Genomic DNA, 17,268 nt, shown 5'->3' with positions numbered 1-17,268 from the left:
CCCCCATCATTTCGGTCTTCTCCCTGCCTTGTAAATGGCGATGCAGCACCCAATGTGACTTCGATCGATCTGCACTAGATTCGCAGGTACATAACTTAAAGGGGCCGTTAATGTCGCACATGATTAAACTCAATTATGTCGGAATGTACTATTTTTGAAATAGAGAAGCAATCCCTCGACCTTATATGACACACTAATTCGTCATAATTAGAATTTTTTATCCTCTATAAAAGGGTCGTCCGGACAAAGTTTTTCGGATTGGTATTTCAATGTAGTTTCTTCGCATTGCTTTCTCAATTGTGCAAGTGTTTTTGCATACTTAGGCACAGCTGCAAGATTATATTTCTCGAGTGGATCATTCTTCAAATCATATAATTCTTCGGGCGCTTTAATCAGTCTGTAACGAAAGTATTTCCAGCGTTCAGTTCTAATCCCTTCACTAGAAGGAATATCTGGAATTTTCCAAAGATGTTCCACTAAAATAGCCTTCCTTTCTGATAATATGTTCCCGTTTTTTAGAAATGGCACTAAACTCATTCCTTGATAATTTTTAGGAACTTTTACACCTGCTAAATCAACTATTGTTTTAGTGATATCGATATTTAAAACCATCCCATCAATTGCTGCATGTTTACTTATTCTTGGGTCGTAAATGATTAATGGAATTCGAATTGACATATCATACATCAGCCATTTATCTGCTAATTGCCTGTCACCTAAAAAATAGCCATTATCACCCATCACAATTATTATTGTATTGTCCTCTACCCCTTTTTCCTTCAATTGTTTACGTATAAGCCCGATTTCATCATCAATTTCAGTAATCATGCGATAGTATCCCTTTACCATCTGTTGGTATTTTTCTGGTGTGTCAAATCTCCATTTCCACCTTACCCTATTAAAGCCATTTTGTACTTCTGTTGGTAATTTGTCGAAATATTTATTATCCCCTAAAACAGGAGTCGGAATCGCACTATTTTTGTATAATGAATCAGATTTTTCTTGCCAATAATATTGTTCCTTAGATGGGTCATGTCCATGTGGTGCGCTAAAATAAACCGAAAGACAAAAAGGCTTGTTTGATGGAGCATTCTTTATAAATTCTTGTGCCTGTTGGCCAGAAAAACGAGTTAAATGAACGGTATCATCTCCTAGCTTCTTATAAAAATATCCACGCCTATCTGCACTTGCGCCACGATCATAAAAATCACTTTGATCAAAATATTGATTAGGATTATCTAGAATCACTCCCAATTTTCCAAAAAAACCAACATGATAACCATTATCCTTTAACAGTTTAGGATACATGATTTCTGCATATGGTTGTTTTAATCTAGGTTTTTGAAAAGTGTACCCATGGGTGCGTTCATATAAACCTGTTAATATGGAAGCACGACTTGCTGCACAAATAGGTGTTGTAGAGAATGCATTTTTAAAATAACTGCCTGAATTAGCTAATGCATTCATCTGAGGTGTTTGAATAATAGCATTACCGGCAATGCCAAGCGCATCCCAACGTTGATCATCGGTTAGTATGAAGATAATATTGGGCTTTTTATTTTGGGCAAATAGCAAAACAGGAAATAAAAATATATACGCCATAACGGCATACCGGCTTTTAAATATGTCTAAAGAAAATTTCATACTATCAAGTTTAATCTTTCAATTTAATCATTTTGAAACTATATTTGAGTCATACATATGAAAACTAACCTACACTTGTATTTTCGAGGACTGATAGGATTATTTCTCCTCCTTTTAGCGGCACTGTCATCAGAAGCTCACTTCACGAGCTATAACACGGCAGATTCGAGTTCGTTCAAGCAATTCAAAGGATCAATTTTGGACAGTAAAACAAGAAATGAACTAATCTACGCGAGTATTACCGTCTCTGGAACCACCATCTCTACCGTTAGCAATAGTGAAGGGAAATTCTCCATTAAGATTCCTTCAGACAAGCAGAATTCAAGCCTGATCATCTCATTTTTAGGTTACAAAAATAAAGTTGTTTCCATCACAGAATTACAGCCAGAAAAAAATGTATTGTATTTAGAACCAAGCAATACCGTACTGGAAGAAGTGGTGGTAAAAATGAGGGATGTAAAAAATATATATTTAGGGGTATTAAATAATCGATCAGAAAATTATGGAGATGACCCTCTTCAAATGACGGGGTTTTATCGAGAAACAATTAAAAAACGGCGGAGCTATGTCTCCCTTTCTGAGTCCATCGTTAAAATTCAGAAGCTGCCCTTTTCAGAAAATTCGCAAGACCAAATCAATCTTTTTAAGGGTAGAAAAAATGCGGATTACTCAAAATTAGATACCCTGAATTTTAAATTACAAGGGGGACCTTTTTCCGCCTTATTCATTGATATCATCAAATATCCTAGTAATATATTTTCAGAAAATGCATTCGAATTATATGATTTTAATTTAGAGGATATTACCCAAATAAATGGTAACCAAGTGTTGGTTTTAGCTTTCAAACAAAAATCCACCTACGAAGACCCACTCTACTTTGGGAAAATGTTTATAGATGCGAAAAGTTTGGCTATCATAAGCGCATCTTTCTCACTAAATGTAGAAGATAAAAACAAGGCAGGGCGTCTATTTACACGCAAAAAACCGGCTGGCGTTGATGTTTATCCTACAGAGGTCCGCTATCAAATAAACTACCGAGAACAAGATGGTAAATGGATTTTTGCCTATTCTCGTGCGGATTTGAACTTTAAATTAAATTGGGCTAAAAAAATATTCAACACCGTCTACAGTACTACAGTGGAAATGGCCATCACCGATTGGAAAAAACTAGATAAAAAAGAAATTCAAAACACGCAGAAATTGAACTCTAACGTAATTATGTCCGATAAAGTTTCCAGTCTGTCTGACCCCGATTTTTGGGGAGTATATAATATCATAGAACCGGAAAAATCGATTGAGGCAGCCATCCGCAAAATTCAAAAGAAAGCGTTGAATGAGGGTTTGGTGGATTAGATTGAATCCGTAATTTGTCTCGCAAAATATTTTCAAAACTATTTCATTATTAATTAGTTATAGACTTGTACTCTAAAAAAACAATAATGAAATTAAAATCAATTGCTTTAACATTAATGGCCGTAATCGGCTTGAGCTTTGCATCAAACGCTCAAAAAACAATAGTAGATATTGCTGTAGGATCAGCAGATCATACTACTCTAGTTGCAGCTGTGAAGGCAGCAGGATTAGTTGAGACATTACAGAGCGCAGGTCCTTTTACGGTTTTTGCTCCTGTAAATGCAGCATTTGCTAAATTACCAGCAGGTACTGTTGATTATTTATTAAAGCCAGAGAACAAGGCGACATTGGCTAAAGTTCTTACTTACCACGTTATTGCTGGTACATTCGATGCCGCAACAGTAGTGAAAGCTATTACTGCTGCTAACGGATCTTTATCATTGAAAACAGTTAGTGGAGGTACAGTAACAGCTTCGTTAAAAAACGGAAAAGTGATATTGACTGACGAAAAAGGTGGTACAGCTACGGTTGTTGCTACGGATTTGAAGGCAGGAAATGGTATCGTACACGTGATTGATACAGTTGTGCTTCCTAAATAAGATTAAAGTTAATTTTTTATTAAAGCCACAGATTTTCTGTGGCTTTAATTTTATTATATCAGTTTAAAACTTAATAAATCGTCATGTTTAAAAACTTCAAAGCCTCAGAGATCCTAATTGTCGTTGTTGTGTTGATTACCATTTTTGTTAGTGAATACCTTTATTTAGTTGTTGGCGACAAGGATAAGGCAATTTTTATAGGATTATGGCCACCTACAATCCTTGGTTTATTGAATTTTATAAACTCTAAATTGAAAAAATAATGAACTTTGATATTATTTTACTCACCGCAGTGATATCGACTTTATTTATCGTGTTCATTATAGCGGTATACAGAGAATTCTCCGTTATGGAGAGTGAGACCTATGTTTTCCAAAAAGAATCAGGTCCCCGAGCTGGTCTAGTTAATTTCGTAGGAAATCTGGCAGCAAACAAATCTTTGACTAAAGACGAAAAAAAAGTAATCTACAAAGCTATGCACCGTAACATTGCGGACATGGAATCAGATGGAGTTTATTTTGATAATTCGCTGAAGGAAATTGTTAAAGATCAAATAGATCTTAATAGTAAAGAGGAGCAAAAACCTAAAGCTATCTAATGAATTTTTTAGCTAAATATAGCCTACTGTTCGATCGCCTGGTAAGTCCTAAGCGAATTAGAATCGTGGAACTTCTTATCCTGAGGCTCGCGTTGCTTGCCTTTGTTCTACACTTAGGAATCATATTTTTAGCAAATAACTTCCACTATTTCAAAGACTTCCAGCATAGTTACCTGAAGGCCATCTATACGCCATTTAGTTTTATATTATTTTATGAGGTTTTATTATTAGTCATCATTATTCCTAAATCTATTTCAGAGTTTATAGGAAAGCAATTTGAAGTAATTACCCTAATCACCCTACGAAGCTTTTTTCATGACATTGCAGATTTAGATTTTGGCAAAGCGCTTTCCATCCAAGATGTCCATTTACTAAGTCTCGTATACGACTTAATTGCCTCCCTAGTGATGCTGGCGGCTACGATGTTATACTACAAACTCTACAAAAATTCGCAACGTTCTGATGCCATTAATGACATTCAGCAATTTGTGGCCATCAAGAAAATTATGTCCTTTTTGATGATGATCATTTTGTTCGTGTTAAGCTTTTCAAGTTTATCCATTTGGATACAGGAAGTGGTTGCAGCTATGCAATCAAATCACAAATACCCTAATCCCAATACCATCTTCTACAGTGAATTTTTCACCGTCATGATTTTCATAGATGTGTTTTTACTTATCGTTTCCTTCATGTATCATTTTTCATTTAATTTGATATTCAGAAACGCAAGTTTTATCATCACGACCATCTTGCTCCGGATGTCACTAACAGCCGAAAAACCCGTTAATTATTTTCTAATTTTTGTGGGTTTTGCCTTCTCGATTTTGGCCTACTATTTAATCAATAATCGAAAAAATTCGAGCATGTAAATTACTATCAAGCCCTTTTATATAGCCCCAATACACAAAGAGGCCACTAGTAATAGAGGGAGTGATTTCAACGATAAATCAGCTATTCAGAAACGTTAAATAACGTTGCATTATTTTCACTTTATTTAGTACTTTTGAGACACTACTAATCAAATGTATTTATTCCAAAGTCGATGCGTCCATTTAGTTATATCCTATTTTCTCTAATCTGTTTTTTAGGCCATTTTCCACATATAGTAGCTCAGGTAACTGGTAAGGAGGGTACCCTGGTGGTGGAGGTTAAATCTAAAACAGGTAGAATTTGGATGGATAGAAATTTAGGGGCCACGCAAGAGGCTAATGCAAGTTCGCAGCCTACTTCTTTTGGGCATTTATATCAGTGGGGACGTTCTTCAGATGGGCATCAGTTAAGAGGTTCGAAAACATCGAAAAAATTAATCGCAACTAATTCATCGGATAATTCCAGGTTTATCCTTTCCATCAAAAGCCCGAATGATTGGCTTCAGGTTCAAAATTCAAATTTATGGCAAGGTGTGAAGGGAGTTAATAATCCTTGTCCAATCGGTTTTAGATTACCCACGTCCGCCGAATTTGAAGAGGAAATAGCCACTTGGACAAGTAAAAATGCAAAAGGAGCCATTTTATCACCTCTAAAACTTCCTTTAACCGGCTACCGGACTAATGGCGATGGTCAAGTGACTGATAGTGGTTTTAGTGGGGATTATTGGACTAGCACCGTGGAAGGTGAAAACGCCCGAGGACTTTATTTCGATTCAGAAACTGCAATAACAGATGGCGGTGGAAGAGCCGTAGGCGTTTCTGTCCGCTGCATAAAAAATTAGATTTTAAACCTATTTCAAATAACAATATGAAAAATAATCGTAGAAAATTCATCCAACAAGTTGCCTTGGGTGCCGCCGGCCTGAGCTTAGGAAATATCCACAATGCTTTTAGTGCAAAAAGTTATTCCCGAATCATCGGCGCAAATGATCGCCTGAATGTGGCATTAATGGGTTGCGGACGTCGAGTAAGCGCCTATTATGCGGCATTAAAAGATCAAAAGAACAATGTGGATGTTGCTTACATCTGCGATGTAATGAAAAAGCAGCGCGATAGAGTAGGACGCGATTTACTAGGCAAGGTGACGGGAAAAGCTACGTTAGTCAATGATATTCATGAAGTTTGGAACGATAAAAGCGTAGATGCCATCTTTAATGCTACTCCGGACCATTGGCACGCGCCAGGTACGTGGATGGCGATGCAAGCAGGCAAGCACGTATACATCGAGAAACCATGTAGCCAAAATCCACGCGAAGGCGAATTACTCGTCGCATTCCAGAAAAAATACGGCAAAGTCGTGCAAATGGGAAACCAACAACGCTCTGCTAAAGAATCCCAAGATATCATCGCTGAAATTCACAATGGAGCCATCGGTGAAGTATACAAAGCGCTTGCTTTCTATTCGAATGAGCGTGGCGAGGTACCTATCGAAAAAAAGGCGCCTATCCCGGAAGGATTGGATTGGGATTTATGGCAAGGACCTGCACCACATCGTGAATACACCTCAGAAACATGGGATTATAATTGGCACTGGTATGGATGGCATTGGGGAACGGCTGAAACGGGTAATAATGCAACGCATGAATTAGACGTAGCTCGTTGGGCTTTGCAAGTAAAATACCCAGAAAAGGTAGAAGTAGAAGCGGCAAAACGTCATTTCAAAAATGATGGCTGGACCATGTACGACACCATGGACGCCACTTTCCGTTTCCCAGAAAATAAAGTCATCCAATGGGATGGTAAAAGCCGTTCAGGATACAAAACCTATGGAAGCGATCGCGGAACCATTATTTATGGAAGCGAAGGTTCTGTATTTGTTAACAGAGAAGGTTACACACTTTTTGACCGCAAAGGAAAGAAAATAAAAGATAGCAAATCAAGCGGATCTGAGGCTGGCAATACCCTAGGTGGCGGCGGAGATATGACGGACACGCACGTGGCCAATTTCTTCAACGTCATTCGTGGCAAAGAAACGAAATTAAATTCACCCATCGAAGAAGGCGCCATCAGCCAAATGATGTGTCACTATGCCAATATTTCGTACCGCATCGGGAAATCATTCCAAGTTAACCCGACCGACGGTCATATTTTGGATAAGGATGGCATGAAGCTTTGGGGACGTGAATATGAGAAAGGCTGGGAGCCTAAATTGTAAGGAGATATAAACTTAATTAAAAAAACCACCTCAAACGAGGTGGTTTTTTTAATTAACGGCACGAATAGCAAAGTAGATAGACTATCTAATATCATTTTTATCGAACCTTAAAATCTTATTTAGAAAGCCAATGCATGATATTAAGGGCAAATTGCTTCAAATCATATTCTGGCATTTGCATCCCCACCTTTACCTTATCTTTTGAGAAAAGCATGGCAATAAATATCTCCGTATCTGAAAGAACGACCAGTTTACCTTTGCCTACTTTCCCTGCCAAACCCATGGAAGATCCCTGTTCAACAGGCGTAAAAACTCCAGCATTTCCCATTTGCGCGGCACTAGACGTAGGTAAAAGATTCGTATAGCCCTTCCCTTTAAAGGCACTTCCCGTAATCATCACAATGTGATTAATTTCCTCACTCGCATTGCGTCCCTTTAAGATGGGATGATCACCCGTTAGCCTACCATTTTCTTTCGAATAATGGATTACATTTTTGCCAAATTTCTTATCCTGGTAAAGCGTATCAGCAATAGTTCCGTAACTCGCAGTGATGCCGAATTTATTTAATAAGGATTCCATCGCATTAATCATAGGGGACTTTTCCGCTAAAATTAATAGTGAGCCGCCTTTATTTACGTAATTGTATATAAGCTCTATTTCTTCCGTCGAATATGCCTTCATATCCCCCAGCTCTCTTTTCGTTCCATAATCAAAAGGAAAAGCAGCATCCAGTACAACTACACCATAGGTTGCAAGGTGTTTTTTCGTAATAGGCAACGAATCTATTTGTGGATTATATCCATCTGACTTAACTAAGTCAACGAAAGGATTCATTAAACTTTTTTGTACAAAAAAATTATGGTGCCCGCCATCAATTAATACTTTAGGGCCGCTATTGTTTTTATAGAATGGTTGTAACACTTTAGAATCAAACGACGGATCATTTACCATTTGCGCCTGAAGGCAAAAGCTTGAAACTAGTAAGGAAAGGAGCAATAATTTTTTCATAGTTGTAAAAGTTTAGTTGCTATATATTTATTCAAAAATATAGATATCTTTTTGAAACTAAAAATAAAATTATGCTGAGTTAGTATAATTCAAAAAGAGCCCCCTATTGCTAGGGGACTCTTTAAAAATTAATTGACTACTTCTTTAATATAGACCTGACTGCTCTAGTTTTAGGGAAATTATCCGGGTCATACACATCACTCCAATCTTCCTCACCGGAACTAAAATCTAAAGAAATGGATGGTGGCGGTATTTTGCCAGCATAAAGCGTACCACTCCAATAAATTCGCTTCATATCGAATCTTGCCAGATTTTGCCTTACACTTGATTTATAGATAGACTTTAATTCATTGAGGGAAGGTAGCCTCCAGCCATTTCCCAGTTTTTTACACACTTTCTCGGCCTCAATACTACCCATCTCTTCTGGAAAATCGTATTGCGCAACTAATAAATTACCTATTTTAATAGGCTTACCTATGATGTCATTAGCTGATTGCGCAAAGCAAAAACAGGTAATAAACATGAATGGGAAGAGTAGTAATTTTTTCATTGTGATTTTATTTTTCAAGCACCGTAAAACCCACCTTCTCATTCGTCATATGCTTAGTCGTTTCACCCCAAACCGCCTGCAGGCGGGCTTGTTCACTTAGGCTACTCGTATATGTCAAGTGATTCACATCCTTATTTTTGATGGATTCCAGGGCATCACGAACGGGTAGGATTCGAAATCCTTTGTGCGTACTCACGTAGGTGGGAATAAAATTAGAACTTAGAATACTGACTTCGCCTGTGGTTACATTTTTCAGCAACTTCATTTTTATAATAATTCCGCTATCCGTAAATTGCTTACGTTGAGATGACACAAAGTTCCCCATAGAAAAAATGGTAAAACCAGCTTTTAGATCATTTGATTTAACATAAGTGGGTTGTAAAACATGTGGATGCGAGCCAAAAACAAGTAGTGCTCCATTTTTATGAATGTAATTCTCCACCATCTTTTGGGCATCACTAGCATATCTTTGGTACTCATTACCCCAATGAACAAAGACCATAACTACGTCAGCGCCTGCTTTCTTAGAATTTTCTATATCCTTCTTAATTTGCAGGGTGTCTATCACATTCACGCAAAACCCCTTACCAGCTGGAATAGGAATTCCATTTGTACCATACGTGTAGGCTAAGACACCTAATTTAGTATTATTCTTCTTCAGAATTAAGGGAGTATTCCGCTCAGTAGAAGATCGAGCAGTTCCAGTATGTAAAAAACCACGCTGATCAAGTTCAGCTATTGTCCTTTCAATCCCTAAAAATCCACGATCTAACGAATGGTTATTTGAATTAGTCAGCACATTAAAACCAGCATTTTTAAGCGCGTCAAGATATTGAACAGGCGTATTAAACATAGGAAAACCAGTGAAGTTTAGGGCTGGTCCGGCGGTAACAGTTTCCAAGTTTCCCAGCGTAAAATCAGCATCTGCTAAATACTTTTTAACCGGCGCAAAGGTGGGATTAAAATCATATCCGGAATCTGTTTTAGCCAGTTTAAATTGCTGAGCATGACACATTAAATCACCCACTATAGCTAAGGATACGGTATCATATTTGACGGCCTTCTTTTGACTTATTTTAGGGGAATCACTGGTAGAAACTTCTGAACAACGGTAGGAAGTGAATACAAAAAGGGAGAAACAAAAAGCGGTTAGCTTAAGGATGGTAGGTGTATGTTTCATTATAAATTGTTTTCAGATTTAATTAAACATTGCCTTTGAAATTAGCAATTTATTGAATTCAAATAACGTAAATCACTACAATTACTCCTTCCATTCAATCGGAATGATAATCTCATTTTTTCTACTCCAAAATTGATAAGGAGCATTATAGCCTAAAAATGTAGATTCTCCGGTAATTTTAAGGCCCTTTTTTTGAATTAGTTGCTGTAATAGTTCGCGATTTTCTTTAATTTTTTCATCATCCGCATATCCTCCAAAGCTAATAGCTGCCACATATTGTGGGCTAGATTTGACAATAAGTACACTTGAATCATTGGGTTTGGGTAAATCAGATTCCTGGTATTTTTCAGGCATCACAAAGCTCATCGTAGATCCTTTATCCGATAGTTCCATTCGAACGGGCGCTGTCATAGCAATACTTTTACTTTGTTCATTCCCTCCAAAAATGTACCCAGCTAATTTCCTGAACCCACTGCTGGCTACGGACTTATAATCCGTTCCTCGGCTATAGATTTTAGCGAAGGTAGCAGCAGGATAAAACCTTATTTCGAACTGCTCTTCCGTGAGGACCACTCGGTATTTTTGGTTTTCTGTTGTGAGATCGCTACTCACTAATTTATAGGATTGAATCAGTAGGAATAAAATACCAAGTCCTGCAATGATGTAAAATGCTTTCATGTCGATTTAAGTTTAGCACACTGACTATAAACCAACAATTTAACAGAATAGTTTCATAAACAGGTGGGTTTTACCCGTATTTTATTTACTTTAAACGTTGATTAAGATCTAATTCCTCTACTATGAAAACCTTACTAATTGTTGCACTTTGTGGTATAGCCTACCTTTCTCAGGGAACTCCTAAAAAAGAAAAATGGATTCAATTATTTAATGGCAAAAACCTAAAAAACTGGACAGTCAAAATTCACCACCACGAGGTGGGAGATAATTTTGGGAATACGTTTCGAGCTGAAGACGGGATGATTAAAGTTCGCTATGATCAATATGATCATTTTAATGAACGATACGGGCATTTGTATTTCGACAAACCTTTCTCTAATTATATTCTTCGGTTGCAATATCGCTTTACCGGACTTTGGCGAAATGATGCTCCTATTTATACCGAAAGAAATTCCGGTATCATGTTTCATTCCCAAGACCCACGTACCATGCCTAAAGAGCAGGACTGGCCCATTTCGGTGGAAATGCAATTCCTAGGTGTTTTAGCAGATGGCAAACCAAGACCCACAGGAAATATGTGCTCACCAGGTACAGACGTGGTTTATAAGGGTAAAATCGATCCCCGGCATTGCATCAATTCAACTTCTAAAACCTACGAAAATGAACAATGGATTACGGCCGAATTAATTGTTCGCGGAGACTCTCTCGTAACACATAAAATCAATGGAGAAACGGTATTAGAATATACCCAGCCGCAAATAGGTGGTGGTGTAGCGAATCGATACAACCCTGCCCTGAAAATCGATGGCAAACTATTAAAAAGTGGATTCATAGCCCTTCAAAGTGAAGGACAAGAAATTGATTTCAGAAAGATAGAACTGCTCGAATTGTCTAAGGATTAATGGTATGTTTAAAAACATCCTAGGACTATAAAAATACTACTTAACTGTCAGCGTCGTTCCAACAATTTGAACTACTAATTTAGTAAGCCCTTGTGCAGCTGGCCCCGTAAGTAATGAACCATCTGAACTGAAAGTCGATCCGTGCGCTAGACACACAAATGATGATTTAGTACTCAAATAATCAACCGTCGCACCTGCGTGAGGACAAACGGAAGATACTGCCAAAAAGCTGGATGGCACATCCCCCGTTGCTAATCGAATCAGAATGATGCCATTTTTAGAAATAAACTCATTGATACCACGCAACTCCGAATTCAAATTAACTGTAAATGCATTTGAAATAGGAACTTGTCCTGGAGGGCTAGCAGGCGTGGGTGCCTCACTAGAAGAACATGCAGCTGCTAAGCAGGAAACGCAAGCGGCGGCTATACCCCCGGTTACCGTATGTAAAAATTGAGTTCTTTTCATCTTATCCGTTTTTTTACTAAACAAAACGAATCGAAATTTGTTTAAAATACCAATAAAAAAAAGACCTCTATCGCTAGAGGCCTTGACTCAAATTTTTAAAAATTTATTCTTTACGTGGTTTAACAAAACCATCGAAATACACCACCTTTCCATTTTCAAATCTAAAAGCATCAAACCATAGAAGCTTTTGTATGGTACCATCTGGTAACTCCACATCTGCTTGATCCCAAATATTTACCCATTGGTGACCGTTTTCACCCACAGTTGGGATAATTCCAATTATTTTAAAATTCTTAATATTAATGGCTGAAAAATTCTTTTTCATAAAATCAATGATGGCTGGTTTTCCCTTTAAAATGGATCCGTCTTCATTATTAAAAACAGCGGTATCAGAAATAGCTTCTTCCAACTTTTTAAAGTCCTTTGCAAATATGGCTTGATGAAGTTCTTCAGCTAGTAATACATTTTTTTGATCCCCTATCTTAAAGTTATCCGTATAGGTGGGCTTAAAAATGTGTTCGACAGCGCTTGTGCTTTCTTCTTTTTTTGCTTCGCTACAAGCAAACAACGTTGCTGATGCTAAAACAGCTAATAATAACTTTTTCATGATTTAAAATTTAGATGTATAAATAATTATTTAGTTGCTGGAGTTGCCGCTGTTGCTGCCGCTACTTCGTCAAAAATCTTTTTAGTATCGACCATATCCATTTGCGAAATCATTTTATCTCCTTCCCATTTGTCCCAAATTTGAACAGGTGAAATAAAGGTCTTTTTCGTATGTTTTCCTGTAGCTGTTAATTCCCCAAAGTACGCTGTATAAACCTCTCCATTATTTAGATAAAAAGTGTGTACACGACCCTCTGAGAATGACATATCTTTAAATAAAGTATGCAATTGTTGCCAATAGGCTATTACACCTTCATGGCCCTTAGCAGCAACCGCCGTGTCTCCTGCATTTTTCAATGTAAATTCAGGGGAAAGGGTTTCTTTCACGTAAGAAAAATCTGCTTTAGCAAACAGAGTCAAATTATTTAACATTGATTTCGCCTTATCATCTCTCTCGGTGAAAGTTCCGCTTAAAGGATTTTTATCGGCTGATTTACTAGAATCTGGAGCTTCTTTACATGAAAGTAGAGTGGCTGAAACAAGGATGGTTAACAGAATTTTTTTCATGATAGTATAATTTAGTTTAGTATTTATTTAAGAACAAATATAAATATCTTTTTGAAACTAAAAATAAATATCAATAGGAATTTACTTTACTCTTTCCATTCAATTGGAATAACCACTTCGTTTTTTCTACTCCAAAATTGAAAGTGAGCATTATTGGCTAAAAAAGTGGATTCATTGCGCTTCAAATCGAAGGTCAAGAAATCGATTTTAGGAATATTGAGCTACTAGATTTGTCGAAATAAAAAAAGCCACCTCGAAAACGAAGTGGCTTTTTTTATAAAACTATTTATTTTGCAGGAGCAGAAAGTAAATCCACTGCACCTTTAATATCCTGGTATGAAGCAGAAAATACTAATTTGTGAGCTGAATTAAATTGAAATACAGCAAAATAATTATTGAACATATGTGCGCCATTTTTACCGTCGGCCGTCCATTTTGCAAAAACACGAACGTTTCCATCAGGCTTATAAGTAACAGAGTCCACGGTAGGTAAGAATTCAAGATCACTGTAATTTACTTTTGCTTGTAAACTACGTAGCATTTGAAGACTTTTTAGATTATCCGCTTTATTGATTGTATCTGCATTAACGGATGGAGGTACAAATTTGGCAGAATCAGCCACTAATCCATCATATTGACTAAAATCAGCCTTTGAATATCCGTCAAATAGCGTTTGAACAATTTTACTGTTTTCTTTAAACGTAGCTAAATTAGCGTCCTCCGCACTTGTATCGGCAGGTTTTGAGCAAGAAAACAAGGTCGCCGAAGCGATCAAAAGAAGAAAGATTTTTTTCATAATTTAATGAATTTAGATGTAAAAATTCCGTTTTTTAGCGTGGGATCTGGACTCCACGTTTTTATAAAGCACTATTTAATAATACTCTTCAATTTCATTTTGATTATTTATTTAATGCCCTACTCAATGCGCTGTATCTCGCCTCCCAAATTCGCTTGCTTAGCTTAGCATTAGGGGAAAACATTTCAGACGCGTGAAAGGCTCCTGGATATAGATGAAATTCGGTGGTTACCCCTGCTTTGATAAGTCTTGCAGCAAATTCTATATCTTCATCTCTAAATAAATCCGCCTCACCCACATCCATAAACGTAGGAGGAAGACCTTTTAAATTAACAGCTCTGGCCGGAGCGGCATAAGCATCCGCTTTTTTTCCACCTAAATACCATTTCCAAGCTTCCAAGTTACTCGAACGATCCCAAATGCCCACATTGGTGACTTCCTGACTAGATACGGTGACATTACGATCATCAATCATGGGATACATGGCCATTTGAAAACAAATTTTAGGAAAATTCTTATCCCGCGCCATTAAACTGGTGGCCAAGGTTAATCCACCTCCGGCACTACCTCCAAAGACGGCTATATGTTCTGGATCAATTTTAAGCATTTTGGCATTATTTGCCATCCAAACTAGTCCCGCATAACAATCTTCCACCGCAGCTGGATAGGGGTTTTCAGGTGCTAAACGATATTCTACGGATACAACTACCGCATTGAATTTAAGTGCAAAGAATACCGCGCTTGCTTCACCCGATTTCATATTGCCCATAATCATTCCACCACCATGAATATCATAAATAGCTGGGTTTGTATCCTTCGCATTTTTAGGGGTAACTACTCTGAGTGAAATTTCTGGAGCCTTGTTTAATCCTGGAATTTTATATTCAGAAATGGTTACATCAGTATAAGCCTTATTCGAACCCGCAAACAATTGATCCATCACGGCTCGGCGTTTAACAATATCAGGAATACTATTAAAGCCCCCAGGCAGCGCTTTCAATAAAGCATCTAAACTCAGTTTCGATTCTGGATCGATTCTGCTGTTAATGGATTGTGCAAAGGTGCCTGCTGAAACGAATAGTAACAGGATGATGGAAACTAAATTTTTCATCTGTTTATTTCTTTTAAATTGATTATTTCTTCTCTCTATTTTTCTTTGCAGTCGCCAGGATATAACCCTTAATGTTCGAGATATCTTCATTACTTAATCGTCCTCCGAACTTAGGCATCCCTTTTGGTAAGAAAATACCATCTCCCACTATTTGATGGAAAGCACCCATGATATCAGGATGAGAATAAGTTAGATTCGGAATATTTCCACCTGGATTTCCCGCGGATAGCGTATGACAAGCACTACAATATTTTCCAAATAAGTTGCCTCCTTCATCTATCTGAGCCTCTGCAACTTCAACCGGCAAAGTCAAATATTCCTTTTTAGGTTGTTTTTCAAAAACAGGCATCGCAGTATTTTTCCCGATGGCAAACGTATAAACCGTACCAGGATTAATCTGCTCTGTATTTCTAGAAGACTGGCCCTGTACTCCACCCCAACCTACGGCGATGGTGACATATTGAACTCCATCCACTAAATACGTGATGGGAGGAGCTACAATACCTGTTCCTAAGTTTTTGGTCCAAAGCACTTGACCAGTTCTGGCATCCATCGCGTTAAAATCACCCTCAGCGGTTCCCTGGAAAACTAAATCAGAAGTAGTCAACACACCTGAATTCCAGGTCGTTTTCTCTATTTTACTCCAAACTTCTTTGTTTTGAACTGGATCCCAGGCGATTAATTTACCGAAAGACTTAGCGAATTTAGGATCCTTATTCGTTGGGTTTGCTGGATTACCGCCAATTCCTAAACTCCAGTAATCTTTATCGTATACAAAATTTTGTTGATTTCCGTAGGTAAATGATTGTTCTCTGGCAGGAATATAGACCAAATTAGTTTTAGGATTAAAGGCCATCGGCTGCCAATTATGTCCACCAAAAGGACCCGGGTAAATTTGTTCATTTGATTTAGTATACCTTGCATTAGGTGTCTCCACCGGTCTGCCCGTCTTCAAATCCACTTTAGAGGCCCAGTTCACATATACATAAGGTTCCGCTGATAATAACTCCCCCGTATCTCGATCTAAGACATAGAAAAATCCGTTTTTAGGTGCTTGCATCAACACGTTCCGTTGTTTTCCTTTGATTTCTAATTGGGTCAAAATGATTTGTTGAACCGCTGTAAAATCCCAAGAATCCCCCGGAGTAGTTTGGTAATGCCATTTCAATTTACCCGTCTCCGCGTGAATGGCTAAAATCGATGAAAGATATAGGTTATCTCCCCCTTTTGGACTCCTTATCTCTCGATTCCAAACGGAACCATTACCAGTACCCACATAAATGAGTTTTAGTTTAGGGTCATAAGCAAAGGCATCCCAAGCCGTTCCACCACCACCGTATTTCCACCACTCCCCATTCCAAGTCTTAGCAGCTTCTTTCATTTCAGGATGTTCAAATCCATTCGCTGGATTCCCTGGAACAGTAAAGAATCGCCAAATTTTCTTTCCCGTCATCGCATCATAAGCAGTTACATACCCTCTAACGCCGTATTCTGCTCCGCTATTTCCAATCAGCACTTTGCCATCCATCACCCTGGGTGCTCCTGTGATTGTATAAGAACGATCATGAGAAACGGTTAATACTTCCCATTTCTTCTTTCCTGTAGCAGCATTGATAGAAACTAAACGTCCATCCAATGTGCCCACAAAAATATTGCCTTTGTACATGGCCACTCCCCGATTTACCACATCACAACACGCTTTTTCACCAAAACCTTTCGGCACCTGTGGATCATAAATCCATAATATTTTACCTTTTCGCGTATCAATAGCATAAACAATACTCCATGGCCCGCTAATAAACATGATACCATCCACCACTAAAGGAGTGGCTTCAATTCCGCGAGATGTCCCTAAATTTATGCTCCAGGCTAGACCTAATTGTCCCACATTATCTTTTGTAATTTGACCCAAAGGACTAAAGCGCTCCTCCCCATAATTACGTCCATAGGTAAGCCAGTCACCCGAATTGTCAGCAACACTAGCAATTTGTTGATCTTGAACAGCACCTACCACTTTCGCAATGTGCAAGGGAGTGCCAGGAATAGATTTGGTGATAAAAGCGATGCTTCCTAGAACTAGGACAGCTGCAGTTAATTGTAGAACAATTTTTTTCATAGTAGTA

General features: G+C 37.9%; 18 protein-coding genes. 7 read left to right on the top strand and 11 right to left on the bottom strand.

The annotated features are described in order from the left end of the window. Positions 1–207: 207 nt before the first annotated feature. Positions 208–1,644 (bottom strand): sulfatase family protein, encoded by a 1,437-nt coding sequence (locus tag ACST14_RS07505; protein ID WP_459462182.1) that lies wholly within the window; start codon positions 1,642–1,644, stop codon positions 208–210. A gap of 57 nt (positions 1,645–1,701) precedes the next feature. On the opposite strand from ACST14_RS07505, the gene ACST14_RS07500 reads away from it, so the two are divergent. The 6 genes from ACST14_RS07500 to ACST14_RS07475 all read left to right on the top strand — a co-directional run bounded on the left by ACST14_RS07500 (position 1,702) and on the right by ACST14_RS07475 (position 7,278). Further along, entirely contained in the window at positions 1,702–2,997 is a 1,296-nt protein-coding gene (locus ACST14_RS07500; RefSeq protein ID WP_459462180.1) for a carboxypeptidase-like regulatory domain-containing protein, read from the top strand. Positions 2,998–3,083: 86 nt separating this feature from the next. After that, positions 3,084–3,596 (top strand): fasciclin domain-containing protein, encoded by a 513-nt coding sequence (locus ACST14_RS07495; RefSeq protein WP_459462178.1) that lies wholly within the window; start codon positions 3,084–3,086, stop codon positions 3,594–3,596. Between the two features lie 262 nt (positions 3,597–3,858). Further along, positions 3,859–4,194, top strand: coding sequence for a hypothetical protein (locus ACST14_RS07490; protein WP_459462176.1), 336 nt, complete (start codon positions 3,859–3,861; stop codon positions 4,192–4,194). Next, positions 4,194–5,063 carry a hypothetical protein gene (locus tag ACST14_RS07485; protein WP_459462174.1) on the top strand — a complete coding sequence of 290 codons (870 nt, stop codon included), beginning with the start codon at positions 4,194–4,196 and terminating at the stop codon, positions 5,061–5,063. The genes ACST14_RS07490 and ACST14_RS07485 overlap by 1 nt, the downstream gene beginning before the upstream one ends. Before the next feature lie 173 nt (positions 5,064–5,236). Beyond that, positions 5,237–5,905 carry an FISUMP domain-containing protein gene (locus ACST14_RS07480; RefSeq protein ID WP_459462172.1) on the top strand — a complete coding sequence of 223 codons (669 nt, stop codon included), beginning with the start codon at positions 5,237–5,239 and terminating at the stop codon, positions 5,903–5,905. Between the two features lie 26 nt (positions 5,906–5,931). Continuing rightward, positions 5,932–7,278, top strand: a complete 1,347-nt coding sequence (locus ACST14_RS07475; protein ID WP_459462170.1) for a Gfo/Idh/MocA family protein — start codon at positions 5,932–5,934, stop codon at positions 7,276–7,278. Between the two features lie 115 nt (positions 7,279–7,393). Here ACST14_RS07475 and ACST14_RS07470 read toward each other — a convergent pair whose 3' ends face one another. The 4 genes from ACST14_RS07470 to ACST14_RS07455 all read right to left on the bottom strand — a co-directional run bounded on the left by ACST14_RS07470 (position 7,394) and on the right by ACST14_RS07455 (position 10,695). After that, complete coding sequence (locus ACST14_RS07470; RefSeq protein WP_459462168.1) at positions 7,394–8,287, bottom strand: hypothetical protein; 894 nt, start codon at positions 8,285–8,287, stop codon at positions 7,394–7,396. 136 nt (positions 8,288–8,423) lie between these two features. Beyond that, positions 8,424–8,837 (bottom strand): Lcl C-terminal domain-containing protein, encoded by a 414-nt coding sequence (locus tag ACST14_RS07465; RefSeq protein ID WP_459462166.1) that lies wholly within the window; start codon positions 8,835–8,837, stop codon positions 8,424–8,426. A 7-nt stretch (positions 8,838–8,844) separates the two neighbouring features. Continuing rightward, positions 8,845–10,017 carry a CapA family protein gene (locus tag ACST14_RS07460; RefSeq protein WP_459462164.1) on the bottom strand — a complete coding sequence of 391 codons (1,173 nt, stop codon included), beginning with the start codon at positions 10,015–10,017 and terminating at the stop codon, positions 8,845–8,847. Positions 10,018–10,098: 81 nt separating this feature from the next. Next, positions 10,099–10,695 carry an SOUL family heme-binding protein gene (locus tag ACST14_RS07455; protein ID WP_459462162.1) on the bottom strand — a complete coding sequence of 199 codons (597 nt, stop codon included), beginning with the start codon at positions 10,693–10,695 and terminating at the stop codon, positions 10,099–10,101. 122 nt (positions 10,696–10,817) lie between these two features. Between ACST14_RS07455 and ACST14_RS07450 the strand changes: the two genes are divergently transcribed. Then, a complete protein-coding gene (locus tag ACST14_RS07450; RefSeq protein ID WP_459462160.1) occupies positions 10,818–11,597 on the top strand; it encodes a 3-keto-disaccharide hydrolase in 780 nt (259 codons plus the stop codon). A 36-nt stretch (positions 11,598–11,633) separates the two neighbouring features. Here ACST14_RS07450 and ACST14_RS07445 read toward each other — a convergent pair whose 3' ends face one another. The 6 genes from ACST14_RS07445 to ACST14_RS07420 form a co-directional block, all read right to left on the bottom strand. Continuing rightward, on the bottom strand, positions 11,634–12,065 hold the full coding sequence (locus ACST14_RS07445) for a QcrA and Rieske domain-containing protein (RefSeq protein ID WP_459462158.1): 432 nt from the start codon (positions 12,063–12,065) through the stop codon (positions 11,634–11,636). A 103-nt stretch (positions 12,066–12,168) separates the two neighbouring features. Next, complete coding sequence (locus tag ACST14_RS07440) at positions 12,169–12,672, bottom strand: nuclear transport factor 2 family protein (RefSeq protein WP_459462156.1); 504 nt, start codon at positions 12,670–12,672, stop codon at positions 12,169–12,171. A 26-nt stretch (positions 12,673–12,698) separates the two neighbouring features. Further along, positions 12,699–13,238 carry a nuclear transport factor 2-like protein gene (locus ACST14_RS07435; RefSeq protein ID WP_459462154.1) on the bottom strand — a complete coding sequence of 180 codons (540 nt, stop codon included), beginning with the start codon at positions 13,236–13,238 and terminating at the stop codon, positions 12,699–12,701. A 286-nt stretch (positions 13,239–13,524) separates the two neighbouring features. Continuing rightward, on the bottom strand, positions 13,525–14,034 hold the full coding sequence (locus tag ACST14_RS07430) for a nuclear transport factor 2-like protein (RefSeq protein ID WP_459462152.1): 510 nt from the start codon (positions 14,032–14,034) through the stop codon (positions 13,525–13,527). 103 nt (positions 14,035–14,137) lie between these two features. Next, positions 14,138–15,145 carry an alpha/beta hydrolase gene (locus ACST14_RS07425; RefSeq protein ID WP_459462150.1) on the bottom strand — a complete coding sequence of 336 codons (1,008 nt, stop codon included), beginning with the start codon at positions 15,143–15,145 and terminating at the stop codon, positions 14,138–14,140. A gap of 22 nt (positions 15,146–15,167) precedes the next feature. Next, complete coding sequence (locus ACST14_RS07420) at positions 15,168–17,261, bottom strand: PQQ-dependent dehydrogenase, methanol/ethanol family (RefSeq protein ID WP_459462148.1); 2,094 nt, start codon at positions 17,259–17,261, stop codon at positions 15,168–15,170. Positions 17,262–17,268 lie beyond the last annotated feature (7 nt).

This window comes from Aquirufa sp. A-Brett2-15D (assembly GCF_054558735.1).
This window is presented reverse-complemented; position numbering and strand designations above follow the sequence as displayed.